A 22,214-nucleotide genomic window follows, 5' to 3' on the forward strand; every position below is an offset into this window, starting at 1 on the left:
GCAACCTATTTCGCTACTACATCTGCCGCACCATTGTTTAAAATGGTTTCTGTGACCACACTTTGTTTACCTGATGGCGTAATTACGATGGTTTTCAAGGTGCGCTTCTCTCCTTTAGGAACGATAACTTTCATTCCCTTAGTATACAAGTTTGCAGCAGAAGATGGACGGGTAAGGTCTAAAGTATAGTAAATTTTAGCTCCTGGCATTGGTGCTGTTAAGTCGATGCTGATGGTTTCACCGGTCAGTACTTTCTCATTTAAACCTAGTGGCGTAGGCACCCAGTAGTTCGTACCTGTTTTATCTAATCTTGCTAAATGTACAGGAAGACGTTCTTCAGAGAAGTTTTTCAAGTCTTTACGCTCAGGTTGTGTCCATGCAATTTCCGCCAGAGAGAAAATCCTTGGCATAATCATGTACTCTACTTTCGCAGGAGTCTCAATATATTCTGTCCATAAGTTTGCCTGTACACCGATCACATATTTCTGTTGCGCTGCAGTCAATTCTGTTGGCATTGGATCATAGTTATAAACCTTAGTATAATTAGAGAAACCGCCAATATTTGTTGGTTCATCTTTAGTTTCAGATTGTTTATGGTCAAAATAAAGACCACCACCATTAGGTGTCATGATCACATCATGGCTTTGTTGAGCCGCAGCGATACCACCCTGAGTACCTCTCCAAGACATTACTGTAGCATCCGGTGCTAAACCACCTTCTAAGATTTCGTCCCATCCAATGATTCTACGTCCTTTTGAATTGACATGTTTTTCAATTCTCTGGATGAAATAACTTTGCAATCCATGCTCATCTTTTAAGTTCAGATCTTTAATCATTTTCTGACAGAAGGCACTTTCTTTCCAGTATTCTTTTGGACATTCATCGCCACCAACGTGGATATATTTTGAAGGGAATAAAGCGATTACTTCATCTAAAACATTCTCCAGGAATTTGAAAGTATTGTCATTAGGTACAAAAACATCATCAAATACACCGAATGTTTGTTGTACCTGCTTTCCTTTTCTGCTACCAGACCAAGGCGTCTTTGGATCTACAAAAGTATCTCTTTCCGGGAAGCAGCTCAACTCAGGATAAGCAGCAATTGCTGCAGAAGCATGACCAGGAAGCTCAATTTCAGGAACCACATTGATGAACCTTGCCGCAGCATAGGCAATCACGTCTTTCACTTCATCTTGTGTGTAGTAACCTTTGTATTCTGTATTGTCAGTAGCTACACCAGGGTGATGTCCAATAATGGTTCCATTTCTCTTGCTACCAACTTCTGTTAATCTTGGGTATTTTTTAATCTCAATTCTCCAACCCTGATCATCGGTTAAATGCCAGTGGAAATTGTTCATTTTATAGTCAGACATCACGTCGATATATTTTTTAACCAGTGCTACCGGATACATATGACGGGATACATCCAAGTGCATTCCTCTGTATTTGAAACGTGGATAGTCATTAATCTGAGCAGTAGAGATCAATATCTGGTTGTTTGCTTTTTCAGGCATCAACTGCATCATAGATTTCAATCCATAAAACAAGCCGGCATCTGTACCCACTATCGTGATCTTTTTATCGGTGATATCGATTTTATAACCTTCAGCAGGTAATTTATCGGCACCTACAGAAGTCAGGATGATTGCTCTTTCGTTTGCTGTTGCAGCTTTTGCAGCTCTCAATGCAAATCCTGCTTTATTTGCTACAAAGGCATTGAGCAAATCTGCCATTCTAGCGTTTTTTGGTTCATTAGAGATTAAAACTACCGTTTTATCTAGTTTAAAGTTACCATTAGACTTCTTTACAGATACCGGAGCGGGAATGATGCCCATGTTCTGATCCTGCTGCGCAGAAGCTTCTATTGCAATAAATGCCAACAGTGCAATTGTAAATAATTTCTTCATTTGTTTTCTTGTGTGTTTTTTAGTTTGGTTAAAACCGGAAAAATTTCTAGTATTTCAGCTTACTGAACATTGATTTCCTTCCAATTAGTCTTTAAATTGAATGCACAAGATAAAAAAAACCTTTGATACTTAAAAAGGCGGAATTCTTACGAATCCCGCCTTTTCAATAAGGTTTATAATCGATTAAGATAAAACTTTTACTTCATCTTCTTTCGCAGCCAGGTAACGTTCTGCATCTAGAGCAGCCATACATCCTGAACCTGCGGCAGTTACCGCCTGACGGTAATAATGATCCTGAACATCACCAGCAGCAAAAACACCTTCTACATTTGTTTTTGTTGATCCTGGAATGGTTTTCAGATAGCCTGTTTCGTCCATTTCTAACCAGCCTTTGAAGATATCTGTGTTTGGTTTATGACCAATAGCCACGAAGAAACCATCTACAGCGATCTCTGATTCTACATTAGTTTGATTGTTCAATACTTTTACGGCAGTTACATTTTTACCGTTACCTAAAATTTCCAGCGTTTCTGTATGGTAAACCACTTCAATATTAGGTGTATTAAGTACTCTGCTAACCATTGCTTTTGAAGCTCTGAATTCATCTCTTCTAACCAGCATGTATACTTTTTTACAAAGCTTAGCTAAATAAGTTGCTTCTTCAGCAGCAGTATCACCAGCACCAACGATGGCTACATCTAATCCTTTAAAGAAGAAACCGTCACATACTGCACAAGCAGAAACGCCAAAGCCATTATATTTTTGCTCAGAAGGTAAGCCTAACCATTTTGCGGTTGCTCCTGTTGAGATAATTACGGTATCGGCAGTAATGGTTTTAATATCATCTACAACTACTTTATGAGGCATTGAAGAAAAATCCACAGAACTTACGTAACCAAAACGGATGTCAGTTCCAAAGCGTTCTGCTTGTTTACGGAAATCTTCCATCATTTCTGGTCCCATTACTCCACCAGGGTAACCTGGAAAGTTATCTACATCTGTGGTTTGTGTCAATTGTCCACCCGGCTCCATACCGGTGTACATTACTGGTTTCAGTTCAGCACGAGCTGCATAAATTGCTGCAGTATATCCTGCCGGGCCTGATCCTATAATTAAACATTTAACGTGTTCTATTTCTTGTGACATATTATTTTTTTCTGTTATACTACAAAATTACACTTTTCTACAACGCCTATCAAGTACCTGCATACCGGAAAGCCACATTATGAGCTCCTGATTATAAAATCATAAAGATTGCAATGCTTGAAAAAATTAGGTTTGGATGATCCCTACATTGAAAGCTTTTTTAATTGGCGATTGATTTGCCGCTTCAATCCCCATAGAAATCACCTTTCTTGTTTCTAAAGGATCAATTACGCCATCAACCCAAAGCCTTGATGCCGCATAATATGGAGTCGTCTGACTGTTATATCTGTCTGTAATTTCTTTTAGTAGTTCTGCTTCTTTTTCCGGAGTGATGGTTTCCCCTTTCGCTTTTAAAGAGGCTTCCTGAATTTGCAGCAGTACTTTTGCTGCCTGTGAGCCACCCATAACCGCTATTTTAGCACTCGGCCAGGCATAAATCAATCGGGGATCATAAGATTTGCCACACATGGCATAGTTCCCTGCGCCATAAGAGTTACCCAGCACGATGGTGAATTTAGGCACCACCGAGTTGGCTACTGCCATCACCATTTTTGCCCCGTCTTTAATGATTCCTCCTTGTTCAGACCTGCTTCCGACCATGAATCCGGTCACGTCCTGTAAAAATACCAATGGGATTTTTTTCTGATTACAGTTCATAATGAAACGCGCTGCTTTATCCGCACTATCCGAATAAATTACGCCGCCAAACTGCATTTCTCCTTTTTTAGATTTCACTACTTTACGCTGGTTAGCGACGATACCTACCGCCCAGCCATCTACCCTCCCTAATCCGCAAATGATACTCTGCCCATAAAGTTGTTTATACTCTTCAAAATCGGAGCCATCTACCAGGCGATGGATGATCTCGAGCATATCATAGGGTTTTTCTCTGCTTTCTGGTAGTATCCCATAAATATCTTCTGGATTTAACTTTGGCATTTCTGGTTTGATGCGATCAAATCCTGCAACATCCGGAGCACCCAACTTACTCATGATGTTGCGGATACTATCCAGACAAGCTTGGTCGTTAGGGTGTTTATAATCTGTTACACCGGAGATTTCGCAATGTGTGGTCGCTCCTCCAAGTGTTTCATTGTCTATTTCCTCTCCGATGGCTGATTTAACCAGGTATGAACCCGCAAGAAATACCGATCCTGTACCATCTACAATCATAGCTTCATCGCTCATAATTGGCAGGTAAGCACCTCCGGCAACACAGGAACCCATGATTGCAGAAATCTGTACGATGCCATCTGCAGACATGAGTGCATTGTTCCTGAACATGCGTCCAAAATGTTCTTTGTCGGGGAAAATTTCATCTTGCATTGGAAGATACACCCCCGCACTGTCAACCAAATAAATTACCGGTAAACGGTTCTCCATGGCGATCTCCTGGGCCCTTAAATTCTTTTTGGCAGTCATCGGGAACCAGGCACCGGCTTTTACCGTGGCATCATTGGCGATGATCATGCATTGTCTGCCGGAAACATAACCGATTCCAGCAACCACACCTGCAGAAGGACATCCTCCTTGCTCGGCATACATCCCATCTGCAGCAAAGGCGCCAACTTCCAGAAATTCGCTTTCTTTATCAATTAAATAGGCGATGCGCTCACGCGCCAAGAGCTTTCCTTTATCTTTTTGTTTTGCTGCATTCTTTGCTCCCCCACCTTCATATATCTTTTTAAGCCTCGTCTTCAACTCGTAAACCGACTGCTTATTCAAATCTTCATTTTTGTTGAATTCTATATTCATTTGGGCAAGTTAAATCTATTTTCCATTGAAACAAAAGTCCGTTTCGGGCTTCGGTATAAAGCTTTCATTTGTTCCACATATTGGTATAAATTTCTGCTAATTATTTTAAACATTTCACATTAAAGGTTGGTACCAGGCATTTGGAAATGTTCCTTTTCCACCTGCCTGATACGCCTTCGCGATCCAAACACCCCCTGCCCTAAGCAATCCTTCCATTATCGATAAAAAGACATCAGCGTTTTTGAGCCATTATTAAAAGTACCGGTCTATTGCAATTCCTCGAAAAATGACCATGCCTCACTTGTCGACACCCCTTCTTTCCAAGGCATTTCTTCCATAAAGAGGAAATGTGCATTGGCATTGCTGAAAAACAACAGCAGGACAAAGCCATCATAAAAAAGGATATTCTTTTCATATGGAGATAGATTACATTAAAAATTGAGAAAAAAAGACTTGAGTAACAATAGGATCAAGCATAAAACCTTGAACCTGTTGAAGTCTAATCTATATATATTAAGGTATATGGTGGTTAGAAAAGAACAATATTCTTATTTTTCCATTTCCCCCTCTGGAATGCCTAAAACATAGTATTTAAGCGCAATTCAAAGTTTTTAGGATCAATAATTGTGATGATTTCAAAAATACCGGACATGAACGATCTCTACAGTGTACTCAGTAAATTTTTCAACTATCGCTTCAACCTACAGGAAGATAGCGCCCCACAAGCAGAAACGATTGCTGCTATCAAGAAGAATGTGGCCTTTAAAGGAGCAAATCTGTGGACCTTGATTTTCGCGATATTTGTCGCCTGTATTGGTCTAAATGTAAATTCTACTGCAGTAATTATTGGCGCCATGCTGATCTCTCCATTAATGGGCCCTATTGTAGGAATAGGCCTTGGAATAGGCACCAACGACTTTGACTTGGTTAAGAAAGGGCTTCGGAACTTAACATTGGCCACCATTATCAGCATTATTGCTTCTACCTTATACTTCACATTTACACCGCTTCATGAGGCTTCATCGGAACTATTGGCCCGGACTTCCCCTTCTATCTGGGATGTTTTCATTGCCACTTTAGGCGGATTAGCAGGAATTGTTGCGGCTACAAGGAAGGAAAAGAGTAATGTTATTCCGGGCGTAGCCATTGCGACCGCTTTAATGCCACCATTATGCACTGCCGGCTTTGGGATTGCGACAGGAAATCTCTACTATTTTATGGGCGCAATTTACTTGTACTTCATCAATAGTGTCTTTATTTGTGTGTCTACCTTTCTGATCGTTCGTTACCTAAAATTCAGGAAGAGAACATTTGAAAATAAAGAAGATGAGCAGAAAGTAAGTCGTTATATCTGGATCATTGTGATGATTACGATTGCACCTAGTATTTACCTGACCTATCAGATTGTGGGTAAAAGCATTTTTGAAAACAATGCCAATAGGTTCATTAGCCAGCAATTAAATTACAAGAACACTCAGGTGATCTCCAAAAATCTGAAATACAATAGAAAAGGTAGTGAAATAGACTTATTACTATTGGGTGCTGAACTCTCGCCATTACAACTGGACTCTTTAAACCAGAAACTTCCAAATTACCAGTTGAAAGGAACCAAATTGGTGATTAGACAAGGCTTAAATGCAAAAAATGAAGTCGATCTTTCTCAAATTAAAGCCAGCATTCTGGAGGATGTTTTTAAAAGCAATAATGAAAAGCCTGTCAACGACCCATTGCAACTGTTAATCCCTGATTTAAAACCGGAACTCCGTGTGCTCTATCCTGATTTAAAAGATTACAGCATCAGCAATGCTATATTTAACCGTTTAGATACCAATAAGTCAGATACACTGACGATGGTTGTGGCTTCTTTCTACAAGCCAATTCCCTTGGCTGATCAAGACCGCTTGAGGTTATGGTTGAAAAACAGGGTAAAAGCAGATTCTTTAAAGCTGATTATTCTATAAAAAACAATATGATATGCCCATTGGTGATAAAATTACAGCATGGAATACAAATAATTAAGGGATCAGGTCAATATACCAATAACCTGAGGCCTCCCCTTCTTCCCCATTCGGTTTTGGAAATTCTTTGTACACCTTTTCCCCAAGACTAAATTGTATCGGACTGCTAAAAATCGGCCCATCAAAAACGAAAGTATGGAATTCGCCATTCTCCCCACAAGGATCAATTCCTTCAGGCAAGTCCGCGATAAAATGCTCATCGATTACCCGACCACAGAAATCTTCCAGACCTTCCTGGGCGCAAACCACGATGGTCCGGTAGCCTAAAGAAATAAACTCAGTAATTAGCGCTTTCGTATCTCTTTTCCATAGCGGAAACACCCCTTTAAGTCCCATTTCGGCAAGCTTACGTTCTCGGTAAGCCCTTAAATCTTCCAGAAAAATATCTCCAAAAATAGAATACTCCACTCCTTTTGCATGCAAAACCTCCAGATGACGCTGCATACTTTCTTCGTAAGCCTCCATCGTTGGGGATTCCGACAAACGAATCTGGTATAAAGGAATACCAATACTTTCTGCCTGTGCGATCAGTAAAGCTTCCCTGACCCCATGCATACTCACCCGGTTAAAAGCTTCATTTACCGTAGTCAATAAACAGCGTACTTCGAAAACTCCCGCTGCTAAAATATGGTGTAATGCCAGGCAGCTATCTTTCCCGCCACTCCAATTAAATAAGCTAATCTTTTTATCCATGAGGCTGCAATAATACAAGAAAATCCGGTGTTCAAATCAACAAGCACACTTTTTTCTGGGTATGATCGTTAGTTTAAACGTATGAGGTTAAAAATTATCCTATTCTTTCTGAGCTGTCAGACTGCAGTTTACGCACAGAACTTCAAATTTCCTGCCTTACCAAATCAGGGTAAATCTTTAAGCGATTTTATTCCTAAAAACTGGAAAATACTCGATTCCGTATCCGGAGATTTGAATCAGGATCAGGTAAAAGATATGGCCTTTATTTTGGAATACCACCAGCAAATTCGTGAAAGCAGGGCTTATGGCGACAATACCACTGAGCTCATCACGGAAATTCAAAAGCCAAGAATACTGGCCATTTACTTTAAGACTAAGCAAGGCTATCAATTGGCTGCACAAAACAACAACTTCATTTTAAGATCAGAAGAAGGTGGTGCTATGGGTGATCCTTTACGTCCAATGGGTATTGACAAAAATCAGCTTTCCTTATCTTTTCAGGGAGGTGGAGAATGGCGCTGGAAATTGAAATACACCTTTGGCTATCAGCAAAAGAACTGGACACTGGAAAAAGCGAGTAATTATTATTACAATGCAAACTCTGGAGAGCTGACCGATAAGCAATATGACTTCGTTAATCAGAAAATGATGGTCACCACCGGACTCGGCAAGCAAAGTAAAGCGCCTAATGAAACCATTACACATGACTTCAAGGTAAAAAGCCTCCGTACCTTCGAGAGCTTTAAGAAACCATGGACCTGGGAAATCAATCCAGACGAATTCTTATAACAAAAAACCTTCTTATATAAAACGCAAAAAGGGTGTCCAGTTCATGGACACCCTTTTTGTTATGATCAAAAACTAGCTTCTACTAGAGTAGTTTGGTGATTCTTTAGTGATAGAAATATCATGTGGATGACTTTCTCTCATACCTGCAGCAGTGATGCGTACAAATTTAGCTTTCTGTAAGTCATCAATAGTAGCAGCTCCACAGTAGTGCATTCCAGCTCTCAATCCACCAACATATTGGTAGATTACTTCTGCTAAAGTACCTTTGTAAGGAACACGTCCAACAATTCCTTCTGGAACTAATTTAGTGACTACATCTTCTTCATCCTGGAAATAACGGTCTTTAGATCCTTGTTGCATCGCTTCTACAGAACCCATACCACGGTAAGATTTAAATTTACGTCCTTCATAGATGATCGTTTCACCTGGAGATTCTTCTACTCCTGCGAACAATGAACCTGCCATAATACAGCTAGCTCCTGCAGCAATAGCTTTAACGATATCACCAGTTTGTTTAATACCACCGTCAGCAATAACAGGAATTCCTGTACCGATTAATGCTTGTGCGCATTCAAAAACTGCGTACAATTGAGGTACACCAACACCAGCGATGATCCTGGTTGTACAAATTGAACCTGGACCGATACCCACTTTAACGGCATCAGCACCAGCTTCAGCCAATGCTCTTGCAGCATCTGCAGTAGCGATATTTCCAGCGATCACCTGTAAGTCAGGGAAACGTGCTTTAATGGCTTTCACCATGTCAATCACACCTTTAGAATGGCCGTGAGCAGTATCCACAGTAACCACATCTACACCAGCAGCAACTAATGCAGCTACACGGTCGATATTGTCTGCCGCTACACCTACAGCTGCACCAACGCGTAATCTTCCGCGTTCGTCTTTACAGGCTTTAGGGTAGTTTTTATATTTTTGAATGTCTTTGAAAGTGATTAAACCTGCAAGGTGGCCTTCGGCATTAATTACAGGTAACTTTTCAATTTTATAATCTTGTAAGATTTCTTCTGCTTGTAAAAGCGTAGTACCTTCAGGAGCAGTGATCAGATTTTCTCTGGTCATCACTTCAGAAACTTTACGTTGCATGTCTTTTTGGAAACGAAGATCTCTGTTTGTGATGATACCTACCAGTTTATTGTCGGCATCAATCACAGGAATTCCACCTATTTTAAAATCCTTCATGATCTGGAATGCTTCTGCTACTTTCGCGTCTGCATTTAAAGTAACCGGATCCTGGATCATTCCACTTTCTGAACGTTTTACTTTTCTAACTTCATCTGCCTGACGTTCAATGCTCATGTTTTTGTGTAGCATTCCGATACCACCTGCCTGTGCAATGGCAATTGCCAAACCAGCTTCAGTTACGGTATCCATTGCTGCAGAAACTACAGGCACGTTTAAGCGTATTTTTTTAGTTAAAAAACTTCCGGTATCCACGTCACGTGGCAGAACTTCAGAATATGCAGGAACTAACAATACGTCATCGTATGTTAAACCTTCAGATATAAATTTATTGGGATCGAGTTGCATAGCAAATAATTTAGGAGTTACTATTTGCCGGGCAAACATACGATTATTCTTGCAAATACGCAACAGGTCTGCAAAAATGGGCCGTTTTAGCCAAAAGATTACACTGAGATTAAGATTCCTTAACCGAAGCGATGAATTGACTAATATTTGAGGATTTGCCGGAGATGATATTCTAAATGGGTTACATAATCATTAAACAACCAGGCGATCGTGTGTTGCTCCCCCCCTCCTGTAAGGCATCGTTTTTCCAGATTTTCCAGGTCGATAAAGTGGATCAATTCGACGAGATGGCGATTATAAGTACTCCAAAATAAGATGAGCTGTTTACAGTCCATCAATTGATAATGGCTAAAAGCATTCCAATTATTCTGATCATAGACAATAGTTGGCAATGTCTCAAATTGCGCTCTGACAAAACGTTGGTGATTACAGGTGGCACTATCGATTAAATGCCCAAGGATTTCTTTCTTACTCCATTTATCAGGTAATGGTTTATACGAAAGCTCAGTTTCCGAAAGTTCAGTAAGTAGCGAAGGAATGGTATCACACAAATAGATCAGCCTTTCCAGTTGCAAAGAATTTTTCATACCGTAAAATAAAAGAAATAACATAAATAGAAATATTTATTTCCATCAAAAACGAAGATCATTTTTAGAAGTTTTCTTCTAAAATTTTAAAAAACGCAAGGCTAATTCTAAAAAACATGCTCATTTTAAGCCCATTTTCCGGTTGTTTTTACCTGCTTAAAACCGCTATCTGTTTTGCTATTGTTTTGCTTTTCTTTTGCTATTGTTTTGCTACTGTTTTCCCTGAGCAAAACAAAGGCAAAACAATAGCAAAATTGAAACAAGTAAATTTATGGACTAATTACGGCGGCTACTCAGATTAACTACTAGTTAAAACAAAAGCATAGGATAAAAAAATCAGGAAGGGATCAAATGATTCTTTAAACCGACATCTAAGAAATTATATAGAACACAATGGATTAATCGGCAAATGCCCAGTCCACAATTTGTGCTATGGCTTCCAATATTTCCTCCTCGCCATCTTTAGAATTTAAATCTATCCCACAAATAGTGGACTCATTTTTTTTAGCATGCAAAATCATATAATAGATACCACTTACCAATATGGCCGTAATGGCTTTGATACTCTTTTTACTTCCGGCAAACATCGGTTCGGCTTTTTCCAGGAGTAGGCTCCCGATTTCCTCCCTTAATTGGCAAACACTATTGAGCAAGCTGTTTCTTTCGGTGACTTCCCATAAAATGATGGAACGCATTGCTTCATGGGTATTAAAATATTCATAATGCCCTCTCAGCAGATTTACAATCAATTTTTTCAAAGATTCTTTATCTGTTTCCCCATCGGCCTCGATTTTCACTTCAGCAGCCTTTGCTATCCAGTAATCATTTTTCAGCACATAAGCTTCCACCAATTGATCCAAGCCACCAAAATAACGATAAATCAAAACCTTACTTACCTCTGCTTCCTTAGCAACAACATTAAGTCCAAGTCCTTTGTAACCCTTTTTCTTGATGATTGATCCCACTGCATCAACAAGTCTTTGCATCGTTTCACTCTTGTTTTTTACATGGCTGGAAACATTTTTATAATTCAGCGTCATTACGATAATTTTATAATTTAGAAATCGAGGGTTTATGGTCAACATGATCAGGCAAAATAACACACCGATGAGTATAACCATCAACCCTTCATAAAACATTAAGATTTTAAGTCTAAATCTACACTCAATTTTCGTTAAATTGATCCTAAGCGTTATATTTTAGAGATAGAGACTAAAGCTCAAAGGATTAGTAATCCAGCTTTAAACCATATACCCGGAGAATTTCGCCTGCTTGTGTGATTTCCTTTTCAAATGTCATCCCTAATTTCTCCAGGAGACGGATAGAACGAACATTGTCCGGTAAAGTAGTGGCCAATATTCTGGAATGTGCCGCAAGGATTTCCGGCTCTTTCAACAAGGCCCATGCCGCTTCATAAGCATAGCCCTTTCCGCTATATGCCGGAAGAAAAGCGAAGCCGATATCATGGTTCGGCAGATAATCTCTTTTGATCAGTGTCAAGACCCCTACAGTCGTATTTGAGGAATGTAGCTTGACCATGAAGTAGGTTACATTTGGCGTGTCTATAATTTTCTGGATATAAACCAGGGCAGCTTGTAAATCAGGCACATTCCGGTCGCCAATAAATTGCTTCCAGCCAGGAGTATTGACCAATTCCAGCAAAAATGGCGCGTCATTTAAGGTCAGCGGCCCCAAAGAAAGATTGGAAGTAAGGATAGGCATCTTCATAGCTAATTATTTTTTAGGATTGAAAAGCTCAAAGCCTTTGTACAATGCATTGTGTAATACATTCGCATGGTTCCCCTCTGGGAAGAAAGCGAAATGAACTTCTAAATTGGTCGCCTTTAACGTTTCTGCTAATTTTTTAGCATCACCTTCCATCACGGCTCCTTCCTTACCTACTGCCACATAAACTTTGATCTTTTGCGCAGGTAATGATTTTAACAAGCTTGGTGCTTTAGCTAATAAGGATTCGTTATCCCACCATAAACTTGGGCTCACAATCATGTATTGATTGAAGAGTGATGGCGATTTTAACAGGACTTCTGTAGCTAGTAATCCTCCTAAACTTTGTCCGGCAAGCATTTTATCCCCACTGGTTTTATAGTTTTTCTCGATATATGGTTGAAGCTCTTTTCCGATAAAACTGATGAACTTTGCCGATTGCCCTGTTGTAGGATAATCTTTTTTATCTTTAGCAATAGTCGTAGGAAAAGTAAAATCTCTTTTTCTATCTACATTGGCTATTCCAACAACAATTGCCGCCGGCATAGTTTCTGTCATGGTTAAAAACTGAACCAATCCAGCCACATGGATAAAATCTTCGTTTGCAGAGCCATCCAACAAGTAAATTACCGGATAAGTTTTTGCAGAATCCGGATGATAGCCATCTGGCAGATAAACATTAAGTGTCCTACTTTCCCCTAAGATCTTCGATTTAATTTTATTGATTTTACCAATAGAAAACGAGTTGTTTTCCATTTTTTGAGCGGTTTGATGTTGCTGGGCAGTCGCATTATTGAGTGTCAACAGTGACAACATCAACATAGAGAATAGGTATTTCATAAATAGGTGTTTTTTCCAAAATTATAAATCATTTGACATAAACAAACCAATATCCAGGATTTAACTGTTTAATTTGCGCAGGTAATTTTCTAATTTATCTATCCTATAAATGAACAAAACAATCAAAAAACTAACCGTTATTGGACTTGGAGGCGTCGGTGGTTATTTCGGCTTTAAACTTGCCCAACGCTATTCAAATTCAGAAGAATTAAACGTTTCTTTTGTGGCCAGAGGAGAGACCTATACCACCGTTAAGGAGAAAGGATTAACCTTACTTTCTCCGGAACATGAAAATCCTATCGCCCATCCCGCAGCAATTTATCAGCAGCTTACCGATATCCCTACTCCTGAGGTACTGCTCATCTGTGTCAAGGAATATGACCTTGAAAAGGTCTGTCTGGAATTAAAAGATAAAGTCAATGCGCATACGGTGATGCTACCTTTAATGAATGGCGTGGATATTTATGAAAGAATCCGAAAAGTCATTACCAATGGCATTGTACTTCCTGCCTGCGTTTATGTGGCTTCCCATATTAAAGAAAAAGGTATTGTGGAACATAAAGGGAATGCAGGTAAAATTGTGCTCGGCAATGACCCTCAAAATCCGGCTTATGATGCACAGGAATTGGTGGATCTCATGAAATCTGCTGGAATTGACATCCAATACAAAACAGATGCTTTTCCTGATATCTGGACAAAATTCTTCTTCATTGCCAGCTTCGGACTTGTTTCCGCAAGGTATAGCCGTTCGATCGGGCAAATTATTGAAACACCTGAATTACAGCAGAGAGCCAGCTTGATTATGGAAGAAATCAAGGCCATTGCGATAAAGAAAAACATTCAAATCCCTGCAGAGATCATCGCAAATACTTTTCAGAAAGCAGCAACTTTCCCTTATGCTACGCCCACTTCTTTACAGCTGGATGTGCAGGCTGGAAAAGAATACACGGAACTCGAATTGTTTGCCGGAGCCATTATGGATTATGGAAAATCCCTGGGCCTTCCTGTTTTGGAAAGCACCAGGATTTATGAAGAGATAAAAGCAGGATTGATCCGTTAAAATCCTGCTGCTGCCGGCCTTTTGCCCTTTAAATTGATCATCGTTTTACTGATGACCGGTTGAAGGGCAATCAGCACGATGCTAAACAAGCAAAGCACTGCGATCATCTCATAATAGTTCACACAAAATTGAAGAAACGCTTGTTTCTGTACCGCTTTATTTAATAATCCAACCGCTACTTTTGCCGCTTCATCCTTTAACATCCCATGACTGGATAAGGCGTTCTGATAGCCGGCTAATCGTTCTGAAATACCCAAATCCAATAGCGACAAGCCACTTCTCATGTCATTATTATGGCTACCTTTAAAGTAGAGCTGGAAATAGTTGATCAATGCCAGACTCAGGCTAAATGCCGAGAAACGTACAAATATCCCCACCGATGCTGCAGATTGGCTCATTTGAGCAGGCACGGCGGATACGATAAACATCACGATTGGAGACATGACCATTCCTGCGCCCAGACCTTGAAGGAAGAGCGGAAGGATAAACGTTTCTGCATCGGCTTCCGTCGCAAATAAAAAGCACATCACGGTAAAGAACACCATGAGCAAAGCAAATCCGGTAATCCACAATACCCGCAGCATCTTTTGTCCGATTAAAAAGCGAATCGCAATGCAAGAGCCGGCAATAATCCCCAGAATATTAAAAATCATGAGTTGATTGGCATGTAAAGAATCCATCCCCAGAACCGTAATAAAATAGGTACTGGTTAAGGAAAAAGCACCGCGAATCAGGTATAAAATCAATAGAAAAACAATCCCTATGCTAAAGTTTCGGTATTTAAAAACGGAAAGATCTACGGTAGGACGCTTAGACGCTTTTTGTCTGAGGAGAGAAAGTACAAACAGACTAATGGCGGCAAGTATACTGTAAACAATGCTTTTATCTTCCAGCCAATCCTTCTGCTGGCCATAAATTAACACATAGGCAATCAGGATTAACATCACTGCAAAAAGTAAAAAACTTGCCCAATCCAATTGATACAAAGGCTTTTTACGCATCAGGTGAACCCTGTTCAAAATAAAAAACAGCAAAGCTGCACTGGGCATAAAGCAAAAAATAATCGCTTTATATAAAACATTGTATTCAAAGTTCTCTACTATCGGGGCCGCAAACAATGCCGTTACGGGAGATACACAAAGGATCATTCCATAGAATATAGTATAGCCTACCTCCCTGGAATGTTCAGATTTTAATCTTCCGAACAATAAGGTTAAACAGATAGAGGTAATGCCACAATTGACGATTCCCTGTAAAAATCTAAAAATAAAAACCAGATATATCTCACGGGTATGGTAACATAAATAAGCGATCAGGATTTCCAATACAATACAGATCAACAGGTAATCTTTAGTGATGATACGCTCAAAAAACCTGCGTTCTACCCCTGCAAAACTGGCTACTGCAGCGTAAAACAGCAATAAGGAGAATTGCACATCGGCAGGTTCCATGCCATAGTACCCGGCCGCAGCGGTTCCATCAGCAGTGGATAGGGCGAATAGTAACACCGAAGACAGCAGCAACAACAGAATACTTGTTCTGATGAGCCATTCGGGTACCCAGGATTTAAAAATGGGAATCGCTTTACTCATGGTCTTTTTTAATGTGAACCGTTGCGCTCATTCCTGCATTTAAATTGGTTAATGCTGCTGTAGCACCTTCTAACCTGATCCTTACAGGAATACGTTGGGCAATTTTCACAAAATTTCCGGTTGCATTGTCTGGAGGTAATAAAGAAAATCTGGAACCTGTGGCTGCAGAAAGCGATTCAATCTTTCCTGAAAAAGACTGACCCGGAAAAGCATCTACTTCAATATTTACAGGCTCACCAACATACATTTTTCCGATTTGTGTCTCTTTAAAATTGGCAATCACCCATTTTCCAGCATCTTTATCTACGATATAAGCAATTGTTTGTCCGCTTTGCACCAATTGACCTGGCTGAATGGTTCTTCTACCCATTTTACCATTATAAGGGGCTAAAATCACGGTGTAAGAAGTATTCAAATGGTTTCTTTTTAATACCGCATCTCTACGTTGAATTTCAGAAACCAAAACTTCCGACTGCGCTTTAATGTCATTGGTTTTAGAAATTGCTGCCGCATAATCTTCTTCTGCGGCAGCATATTCTGCCTGTGCCACTTCCAGCATACTTTGCATACTTTCTAATTGCTGGCGTGTGGCAGACTCTGCTTCAAAGAGTTTTTTATAACGGTCATAATCTGCTTGTTGCTTCCATAGTTTCGCTTTGGCTGCGCCAATTTTTGCTTTACTTGCAGCAGCAACCGTACTTGCCGTTTGGACATTACTTTGTAATACGGAAACCTGAGCTTTTGCATTAGAAAGTGAAGCTGCCGCTTCATCTTGTTGTACCGTATAATCGCTATCGTCAATAACGACCAGCGTATCCCCTTTTTTTACTTCTTGATTCTCGATGTAGCGAACTGTTTTAATATAACCATTTACCCTTGCGGTAACCGGATTGATATATTCTTCTACCTGTGCATCATTGGTTTCTTCGAAGCGCAAATAGGTAAAGACCGTACGCCCACCCCATACCAGGAGCACCACCATAACTATGGCAGCAATGACCGTCGTGACTACTGAAATTCTTTTATCTGTTTTATTTTGTGTTTGCGTGCTCATGTTATAGATTTCCTACAGCTTTTTCTAATTGATAATATTGTATTTTGGCATTTACTTTTGCAGTCGTCAGTTCAAAACGAGATTGTAAAAGTTGGGTTTCGGCATCCAGCAGATCTGTCAACAAAGACAGCTGATTGAAATAGGTATTCTGAACGATACGATAACTTTCTGCAGCTTGCTTAATGTTTTCATTTGCCACTTCTATCCGCTTCAAAGATTCTGTATAACGGATATAGTTTTCTTGTACTTCCTGGCGGATATTATCTTTAACTGCTTCGTCTTCTACTTCCTGCTGATGCAGCTTAATTTCAGCTACTTTCACCTTGTGTTTATTGGTATAGAAGGCAGAGATAGGAACCTTCAATTTGATCCCAGCCATTCCATTGCTATAAGGAGCAAGTGCATAAGGAACAAACTGGATCTGTGGATAGGCCAACATATATTCTCCGAATAAACCAACTGAGGGAAGGACATTAGATTTCACCTGTTTCAATTTCAATGCTCCAAGTTTTTGTTCTTTTTCAGAAATCTGAAGCTTAAAAGAATTCGATTGTCCGGCAGCCAGATAATTAGCCAATCCTTTAATTAAAACCGGATCAGTTTCATTTTCAGAAATCAATGGTTTTAAAGGCGTATCATCGGCTCTGCCAATCAGCAGATTGAGTTTTTGTTCTGCAATATGAATGCTGTTTTCAATTTCTGTCAACATCATTCTTTGTTTCGACAAACGCAGTTCTGCACGCAACACGTCACTTTTAAGCACCGTTCCATTTTTATACAACACATTAATTTCATGAAGTTGTTTTTCACGATCCTTGATGTCTTGCAGGAGCAAGGTTTTATAAGACTGATTGCGGTATACATCATAAAAATAAACTGCAGCCAGGAAATGAATTTCCTGTTTACTTAGGTTCTTTTTAGCAATGGCCAGTTCATTTTCTGTCTTTGAGGCCGCAATTTCACGGTTAGTTTTCCCACCATTGTAGAGGTTCAGGTAAGCATCACCAGATACTTTGTAGTATTTTGGCTCTACCGGATATTGTGAAGGCGTATGAAACAAACCATTTTCATAAATTGGCATTTTGAAGATATGCGCCAATACGCCATTTGCTTCGATTTCCGGCAGTCTTTCTGAGCGGGCAACTTTGATGCTGGCTTCGGAAGCCAATACTTCCAAATTGTTCATTTGGATCTTCCTGCTATTGCTGTCTGTAAGTTGCCAAACCTGGCTGATAGAAAGTGGTTTTTCCGGGTCCACCTGCCCCTGTGCATGGGTAAAAAGAGAGGATAAAAGAAGGGTCATACAGCCCATGAATGTTCTTTTATACGAGCTAAAATTCATATAGATTATTTAATGCTACAAATTTCGGCTAAGTATTCTTTCTTTATTTTATCTAAAGTGACATATATTTGTTCAAACCAGCCATATGGATCAGAACAGTAAAGAAAGCCTATTATCGGCAATAGATGAGCACCCTCAAAGCACGTATGTGTGGCATAGCAAGTTTGAAGACCGTTTTCGTCACCATCAACATGTAAAGGGACAGCTAACTTATGTGGAAGGCGGCGTGATTTTTCTATATGCGAACGACAAATCTTACTTTCTACCTGGGCGTCATTACCTATGGATTCCTGCCGGGATGGCACACCATTTAGAACATCGCTATCGTTCTGCGGTGGTACGAAATATATATTTTGCACCTACATCGGAAAACCAGGATCCTTTTTATGATAAGATCGGCATTTACCCGGTCAACAATTTGTTATTGGAAATGCTCAAATATTCGGAGCACTGGAATGGAAGTATCGCTCCTGGAACACCGGAATACGGTTTCTTAAATACCCTAAAAAACATCCTGCCAGACATCAGTAAGCATCCCTTACCGATTGTGGTGCCAACCACAGACAATGAACGCATCAGGCCAGCTTTACAGTACATTCATCAGCATTTATCTGAAGAACTGACCTTAGCTGGTATTGCCGCAGCTACAGGCTTTTCTGAACGTACCTTATCCAGAATATTCCTGGCTTCCCTGGACATATCTTTTTTTCAATACCTGAAGCTAGTGAGGATCACTAAAGCGATGGAAAAGTTATTGGAAAGCGATCTAACCATTAGTGAGATCGCTTATGAAGTAGGTTATGATAGCATCTCCTCTTTTAGCAACACCTTTTTCAAGATGACTGGAAGGAGACCCTCTTCATTTAAAGAATTAAAAAAAGCCAGCCTGGGCCAGGATTCAGAAACTACGCAGTAGGTTCTTCGGCATCTGGTTCGGTATGCAATCTCTTTTGTTTTGGTCCTTGTGGCCAGATATAACAGGTAGACTGTTTTTTCCAACCCAGACTTTTATAAAAATCGCCTTTACCAGGAGCAGCAGTCAGGTTGACAAAATGATAGTTATCACCTAACTTTTCATTTAAGGTATTTACCAGGTATTTACCCAGTCCATTCCCCTGAAAATCAGGATCCACGATGATGTCTGCAAGAATTGCATAATATCTGCCATCGTCAATAGTTCTTCCAAAAGCAATCAGCTGATCTCCTTTATAAATGAATAAAGTCCAGCTGCTTCTTCTGAAAGCTAGTTCTATGTCTGCTTCTACCCTTGTTCTCCAATCTACCTTATCAAATAACTCACATACGTAAGTCCAGTCGATCGTCGACAAATCAGGATTTATTTTGTAAGTCAGGTCGTTCACATCTATTTTAATCGGAGACATATTTAGCTTAAAGATTTTAATTGGGCACAAATATCAACAAATTATCCATCTGTATTTAATGGTTTAGATGATTTTGGAAGAATGAAATCAACATTTATAAAATGTTGCGAAATGATGACCGAATTCGGTACAAAATCCTGACTGATTGGGCATCAGTCAGGATAATCTTACTATTTTTTGCCAACAATGACTTTGGTGAAGTCGGCAGTATTTAAATATTGATTCGCCAGTTGTTTTAAATCCTCTGGACTGATGGTTTTTACCGTTTCAATGTAGTTGTCGTAATAGGTGTAATCAAGGCCAGAGAAATAAGCATTTTTAAACTTATCCGCATGAGAGAAAGCATTCTCTAAGCTACCTAACATAGAACCCAACATGTAGTTTCTAACCAGGTTTAATTCTGCTTCAGATACCAGCTCAGATTTCAACAAATCAATCTCTTTTTCGATCTCGATCAGGGTGTTGTTACACACCTCTACGCCTACTTCCGTTGCAATGAAGAAATAGCCTGCATCTTTTAAGGAAACAATTGCCGATCCGATCCCATAAGTATAGCCTTTATCCTCACGGATATTGGCCATTAAACGAGAGCCAAAATAGCCCCCCAACAAACAGTTCATTACCTGGAAACCAGGGAAATCTTTGTGTTTTCTGGTGATCGCCAATCCACCCATACGGATTGCCGATTGGATCGCCTCCGGTTTCTCAATCAGGATCTCTCCTGCTGTACCTTTGGTAAATTCAAATTTGTTGACTACAGATTTGTCGTTGTTGTTCCAGGCTTTCCCTAAAACACCATTTAAAAGATCAAATTCTGGCTGTTCAAACTTTCCGGCAACAATGATGGTGCAATTTTCCGGCTTATAAGCGGCCTTGAAATAGCTTAACAAATCTGCCTGCTGAATCGCTTCATAGTCTGCGGCATTAATGTTTGATCCATAGCTGGAATCTCCAAAAATGGCATGTGCAAAATGTTTCCTGGCCAGGAAATCATTCTTTTGCAAACTTACCTGTAAGGATTGCTTTTGATTCTGTACATAGATATCCAACTCTTGCTGAGGGAAAACACTCTCATTAAGAATGGCCTGTAAGATTGGCAATACCGCGCCCAGGTGTTTATTTAAAGTATAAACTTTTACGCTCGACTGATCTGCACCGTATTCTGTTTGCAGGAAAGCACCGTAATAATCTACCTTTTCGGCGATATCTTTAGCCGTTAATTTCGCTGTTCCGTTATTGATCAGGTGACTTACCGTTACCGCTTGCAGGGGTTTATTTTGATCCCAGTTTACGTTTTCGAAGATAAACTCAATACGCACCAGTTCCTGTTTACCAGCATTGATGGTAAACACCGGAATTCCATTATCCAGCTGTTGCTTTAATGGCTCAATAAAATTTATTTCATCTACCTGTTTTGATTCAGGCGCTAATGTACGATTAAGCATCTTGGGCAGTTAAATAGTATAAAATTGAAGACTGTTCTTTAACGAAGGTTTGTTTTGCCACCTCCAAAATACGTGATGAAGTCACTTCATGGTACTTGTCGATCTCTCTGTTTAGCATATTTGCATCGCCTAACAACTCGTAATAAGCCAGATTCATGGCCTTATCTAAAAGACTCATTTCTGCAAATACGATAATAGATTCCGACTTGTTTTTGACTTTCGTCAACTCATCTACCGTTACTTCTTCTGTAGCAATGGCATTTAATTCTTTCCAGATGGCAGCTTCAGCAGCTTCCATGGTTACGCCTTCTACCAGTTTACCTTCTACAATGAACAAACCTTGATCTATACTTCCGGTTAAGTAAGCATGGATATCGCTAAACAATTGTTGTTCTTTCAGCAGACTGTTGTATAACCTGGACGATTGACCCTGAGAAAGGATATCAGACATCAGGTCGTAAACCTGGTAATTTTTATCCGCACGGTCTGGCATTTGAAAAGCCATATAGATCGCGTTCAAAGGCACTTCTGCCACCACCGTTTCTACACGTGCCTCAGTTTGCTTGGGTTCTACAGGAAGGTTTCTTTCGATTGGCTCTCCTGCAGGAATTGCTGCAAACCATTTCTCAGCCAATGCTTTTACTTCTTCCGTTTTCACATTTCCACCAACTACCATAATGGCATTTTGTGGATGGTAATGTTTTTTGAAAAATGCTTTCACATCTTCCATTTTAGCCTCTTCAATTTGCTTTAAATCCTGTCCGATAGTTGCCCAGCGGTAAGGGTGTTCTTTATAAGCAAGTGGTCTTAGTTTCAACCAGACATCACCATAAGGCTGATTTAAATATCTTTGTTTGAACTCTTCACAAACCACATTGCGTTGTGTTTCCAGGCTTTTTTCTGAAAAAGCAAGGCTCAACATGCGGTCACTTTCCAACCAAAAAGCCGTTTCCAGATTTGTAGCCGGCAAGGTGATGTAATAGTTGGTGATGTCATTGCTGGTAAAAGCATTGTTTTCGCCACCTACCCTTTGTAAAGGTTCGTCATAGCTAGGAATATTTACTGAACCACCAAACATCAGGTGTTCAAATAAATGGGCAAAGCCGGTTTTATCTTGTTCTTCGTCTCTTGCACCAACGTCATATAGAATGTTTAACACCGCCATAGGCGTTGTATCATCCTCGTGTACCAGGACACGCAATCCATTGGCCAATGTAAAACGGTTAAAATCTACCATATATATTAAAATAATCAGGCAAAGATAGGAATAAAGCAAAAGGGAAATGTGATAATAATGTGAAATAAAAAGAAAGGAACTTATGGTATATTTG

At 39.8% G+C, this 22,214-nt stretch carries 19 protein-coding genes; 4 read left to right on the forward strand and 15 right to left on the reverse strand.

Going from position 1 to position 22,214, the window contains the following annotated elements:
* Positions 1-5: 5 nt before the first annotated feature.
* The 3 genes from GM920_RS20345 to GM920_RS20355 all read right to left on the reverse strand — a co-directional run bounded on the left by GM920_RS20345 (position 6) and on the right by GM920_RS20355 (position 4,808).
* Positions 6-1,907 carry a beta-N-acetylhexosaminidase gene (locus GM920_RS20345; protein ID WP_182960945.1) on the reverse strand — a complete coding sequence of 634 codons (1,902 nt, stop codon included), beginning with the start codon at positions 1,905-1,907 and terminating at the stop codon, positions 6-8.
* Positions 1,908-2,090: 183 nt separating this feature from the next.
* A complete protein-coding gene (gene trxB / locus GM920_RS20350) occupies positions 2,091-3,053 on the reverse strand; it encodes a thioredoxin-disulfide reductase (protein ID WP_182960947.1) in 963 nt (320 codons plus the stop codon).
* A 126-nt stretch (positions 3,054-3,179) separates the two neighbouring features.
* The gene (locus tag GM920_RS20355) at positions 3,180-4,808 is read right to left on the reverse strand and encodes an acyl-CoA carboxylase subunit beta (RefSeq protein ID WP_182960949.1); all 1,629 of its coding nucleotides are present in this window, start codon (positions 4,806-4,808) and stop codon (positions 3,180-3,182) included.
* 650 nt (positions 4,809-5,458) lie between these two features.
* Between GM920_RS20355 and GM920_RS20360 the strand changes: the two genes are divergently transcribed.
* The gene (locus GM920_RS20360) at positions 5,459-6,769 is read left to right on the forward strand and encodes a TIGR00341 family protein (protein ID WP_182960951.1); all 1,311 of its coding nucleotides are present in this window, start codon (positions 5,459-5,461) and stop codon (positions 6,767-6,769) included.
* Between the two features lie 54 nt (positions 6,770-6,823).
* Here GM920_RS20360 and GM920_RS20365 read toward each other — a convergent pair whose 3' ends face one another.
* Positions 6,824-7,519, reverse strand: a complete 696-nt coding sequence (locus GM920_RS20365) for a Dph6-related ATP pyrophosphatase (protein ID WP_182960953.1) — start codon at positions 7,517-7,519, stop codon at positions 6,824-6,826.
* Between the two features lie 81 nt (positions 7,520-7,600).
* Here GM920_RS20365 and GM920_RS20370 point away from each other — a divergent pair, with 81 nt between their 5' ends.
* Positions 7,601-8,308, forward strand: a complete 708-nt coding sequence (locus GM920_RS20370) for a hypothetical protein (protein WP_182960955.1) — start codon at positions 7,601-7,603, stop codon at positions 8,306-8,308.
* 72 nt (positions 8,309-8,380) lie between these two features.
* On the opposite strand, the gene guaB is transcribed toward GM920_RS20370, so the two are convergent.
* From guaB to GM920_RS20395, 5 genes are all read right to left on the reverse strand, one after another.
* Positions 8,381-9,856: an IMP dehydrogenase gene (guaB, locus tag GM920_RS20375; protein WP_182960957.1), complete on the reverse strand. Its 1,476-nt coding sequence runs from the start codon at positions 9,854-9,856 to the stop codon at positions 8,381-8,383.
* A 140-nt stretch (positions 9,857-9,996) separates the two neighbouring features.
* A complete protein-coding gene (locus GM920_RS20380; protein ID WP_182960959.1) occupies positions 9,997-10,443 on the reverse strand; it encodes a DinB family protein in 447 nt (148 codons plus the stop codon).
* 398 nt (positions 10,444-10,841) lie between these two features.
* Complete coding sequence (locus tag GM920_RS20385; protein WP_182960961.1) at positions 10,842-11,483, reverse strand: TetR/AcrR family transcriptional regulator; 642 nt, start codon at positions 11,481-11,483, stop codon at positions 10,842-10,844.
* A gap of 187 nt (positions 11,484-11,670) precedes the next feature.
* Positions 11,671-12,171, reverse strand: coding sequence for a GNAT family N-acetyltransferase (locus GM920_RS20390; protein WP_182960963.1), 501 nt, complete (start codon positions 12,169-12,171; stop codon positions 11,671-11,673).
* Between the two features lie 6 nt (positions 12,172-12,177).
* Positions 12,178-13,008, reverse strand: a complete 831-nt coding sequence (locus tag GM920_RS20395; RefSeq protein ID WP_182960965.1) for an alpha/beta hydrolase — start codon at positions 13,006-13,008, stop codon at positions 12,178-12,180.
* 109 nt (positions 13,009-13,117) lie between these two features.
* Here GM920_RS20395 and GM920_RS20400 point away from each other — a divergent pair, with 109 nt between their 5' ends.
* A complete protein-coding gene (locus GM920_RS20400; protein ID WP_182960967.1) occupies positions 13,118-14,068 on the forward strand; it encodes a ketopantoate reductase family protein in 951 nt (316 codons plus the stop codon).
* Here the strand turns inward: GM920_RS20400 and GM920_RS20405 are convergent.
* From GM920_RS20405 to GM920_RS20415, 3 genes are read right to left on the reverse strand one after another with little or no spacing between them, the layout of a single operon-like run.
* Positions 14,065-15,660, reverse strand: coding sequence for an MFS transporter (locus tag GM920_RS20405; protein WP_182960969.1), 1,596 nt, complete (start codon positions 15,658-15,660; stop codon positions 14,065-14,067). The two genes, GM920_RS20400 and GM920_RS20405, sit on opposite strands and share 4 nt — an antisense overlap.
* On the reverse strand, positions 15,653-16,714 hold the full coding sequence (locus GM920_RS20410; protein ID WP_182960971.1) for an HlyD family secretion protein: 1,062 nt from the start codon (positions 16,712-16,714) through the stop codon (positions 15,653-15,655). The genes GM920_RS20405 and GM920_RS20410 overlap by 8 nt, the downstream gene beginning before the upstream one ends.
* 1 nt (position 16,715) lies before the next feature.
* On the reverse strand, positions 16,716-18,056 hold the full coding sequence (locus GM920_RS20415; RefSeq protein WP_182960973.1) for a TolC family protein: 1,341 nt from the start codon (positions 18,054-18,056) through the stop codon (positions 16,716-16,718).
* A gap of 85 nt (positions 18,057-18,141) precedes the next feature.
* Here GM920_RS20415 and GM920_RS20420 point away from each other — a divergent pair, with 85 nt between their 5' ends.
* A complete protein-coding gene (locus GM920_RS20420) occupies positions 18,142-18,972 on the forward strand; it encodes an AraC family transcriptional regulator (RefSeq protein WP_182960975.1) in 831 nt (276 codons plus the stop codon).
* Here GM920_RS20420 and GM920_RS20425 read toward each other — a convergent pair.
* The 3 genes from GM920_RS20425 to GM920_RS20435 all read right to left on the reverse strand — a co-directional run bounded on the left by GM920_RS20425 (position 18,962) and on the right by GM920_RS20435 (position 22,120).
* The gene (locus GM920_RS20425) at positions 18,962-19,438 is read right to left on the reverse strand and encodes a GNAT family N-acetyltransferase (RefSeq protein ID WP_182960977.1); all 477 of its coding nucleotides are present in this window, start codon (positions 19,436-19,438) and stop codon (positions 18,962-18,964) included. The two genes, GM920_RS20420 and GM920_RS20425, sit on opposite strands and share 11 nt — an antisense overlap.
* Before the next feature lie 170 nt (positions 19,439-19,608).
* Positions 19,609-20,883 carry a M16 family metallopeptidase gene (locus GM920_RS20430; RefSeq protein ID WP_182960979.1) on the reverse strand — a complete coding sequence of 425 codons (1,275 nt, stop codon included), beginning with the start codon at positions 20,881-20,883 and terminating at the stop codon, positions 19,609-19,611.
* The gene (locus tag GM920_RS20435; RefSeq protein ID WP_182960981.1) at positions 20,876-22,120 is read right to left on the reverse strand and encodes a M16 family metallopeptidase; all 1,245 of its coding nucleotides are present in this window, start codon (positions 22,118-22,120) and stop codon (positions 20,876-20,878) included. The genes GM920_RS20430 and GM920_RS20435 overlap by 8 nt, the downstream gene beginning before the upstream one ends.
* Between the last annotated feature and the right edge of the window lie 94 nt (positions 22,121-22,214).

Source organism: Pedobacter gandavensis (assembly GCF_014172405.1).
Lineage (GTDB): Bacteria > Bacteroidota > Bacteroidia > Sphingobacteriales > Sphingobacteriaceae > Pedobacter > Pedobacter gandavensis.

Excerpts from the sequence above, each read along its gene's own strand:
- GM920_RS20345 (WP_182960945.1), bottom strand. The coding sequence starts at position 1,907 with ATGAAGAAATTATTTACAATTGCACTGTTGGCATTTATTGCAATAGAA.
- trxB (WP_182960947.1), bottom strand. The coding sequence starts at position 3,053 with ATGTCACAAGAAATAGAACACGTTAAATGTTTAATTATAGGATCAGGC.
- GM920_RS20355 (WP_182960949.1), bottom strand. The coding sequence starts at position 4,808 with ATGAATATAGAATTCAACAAAAATGAAGATTTGAATAAGCAGTCGGTT.
- GM920_RS20360 (WP_182960951.1), top strand. The coding sequence starts at position 5,459 with ATGAACGATCTCTACAGTGTACTCAGTAAATTTTTCAACTATCGCTTC.
- GM920_RS20365 (WP_182960953.1), bottom strand. The coding sequence starts at position 7,519 with ATGGATAAAAAGATTAGCTTATTTAATTGGAGTGGCGGGAAAGATAGC.
- GM920_RS20370 (WP_182960955.1), top strand. The coding sequence starts at position 7,601 with ATGAGGTTAAAAATTATCCTATTCTTTCTGAGCTGTCAGACTGCAGTT.
- guaB (WP_182960957.1), bottom strand. The coding sequence starts at position 9,856 with ATGCAACTCGATCCCAATAAATTTATATCTGAAGGTTTAACATACGAT.
- GM920_RS20380 (WP_182960959.1), bottom strand. The coding sequence starts at position 10,443 with ATGAAAAATTCTTTGCAACTGGAAAGGCTGATCTATTTGTGTGATACC.
- GM920_RS20385 (WP_182960961.1), bottom strand. The coding sequence starts at position 11,483 with ATGACGCTGAATTATAAAAATGTTTCCAGCCATGTAAAAAACAAGAGT.
- GM920_RS20390 (WP_182960963.1), bottom strand. The coding sequence starts at position 12,171 with ATGAAGATGCCTATCCTTACTTCCAATCTTTCTTTGGGGCCGCTGACC.
- GM920_RS20395 (WP_182960965.1), bottom strand. The coding sequence starts at position 13,008 with ATGAAATACCTATTCTCTATGTTGATGTTGTCACTGTTGACACTCAAT.
- GM920_RS20400 (WP_182960967.1), top strand. The coding sequence starts at position 13,118 with ATGAACAAAACAATCAAAAAACTAACCGTTATTGGACTTGGAGGCGTC.
- GM920_RS20405 (WP_182960969.1), bottom strand. The coding sequence starts at position 15,660 with ATGAGTAAAGCGATTCCCATTTTTAAATCCTGGGTACCCGAATGGCTC.
- GM920_RS20410 (WP_182960971.1), bottom strand. The coding sequence starts at position 16,714 with ATGAGCACGCAAACACAAAATAAAACAGATAAAAGAATTTCAGTAGTC.
- GM920_RS20415 (WP_182960973.1), bottom strand. The coding sequence starts at position 18,056 with ATGAATTTTAGCTCGTATAAAAGAACATTCATGGGCTGTATGACCCTT.
- GM920_RS20420 (WP_182960975.1), top strand. The coding sequence starts at position 18,142 with ATGGATCAGAACAGTAAAGAAAGCCTATTATCGGCAATAGATGAGCAC.
- GM920_RS20425 (WP_182960977.1), bottom strand. The coding sequence starts at position 19,438 with ATGTCTCCGATTAAAATAGATGTGAACGACCTGACTTACAAAATAAAT.
- GM920_RS20430 (WP_182960979.1), bottom strand. The coding sequence starts at position 20,883 with ATGCTTAATCGTACATTAGCGCCTGAATCAAAACAGGTAGATGAAATA.
- GM920_RS20435 (WP_182960981.1), bottom strand. The coding sequence starts at position 22,120 with ATGGTAGATTTTAACCGTTTTACATTGGCCAATGGATTGCGTGTCCTG.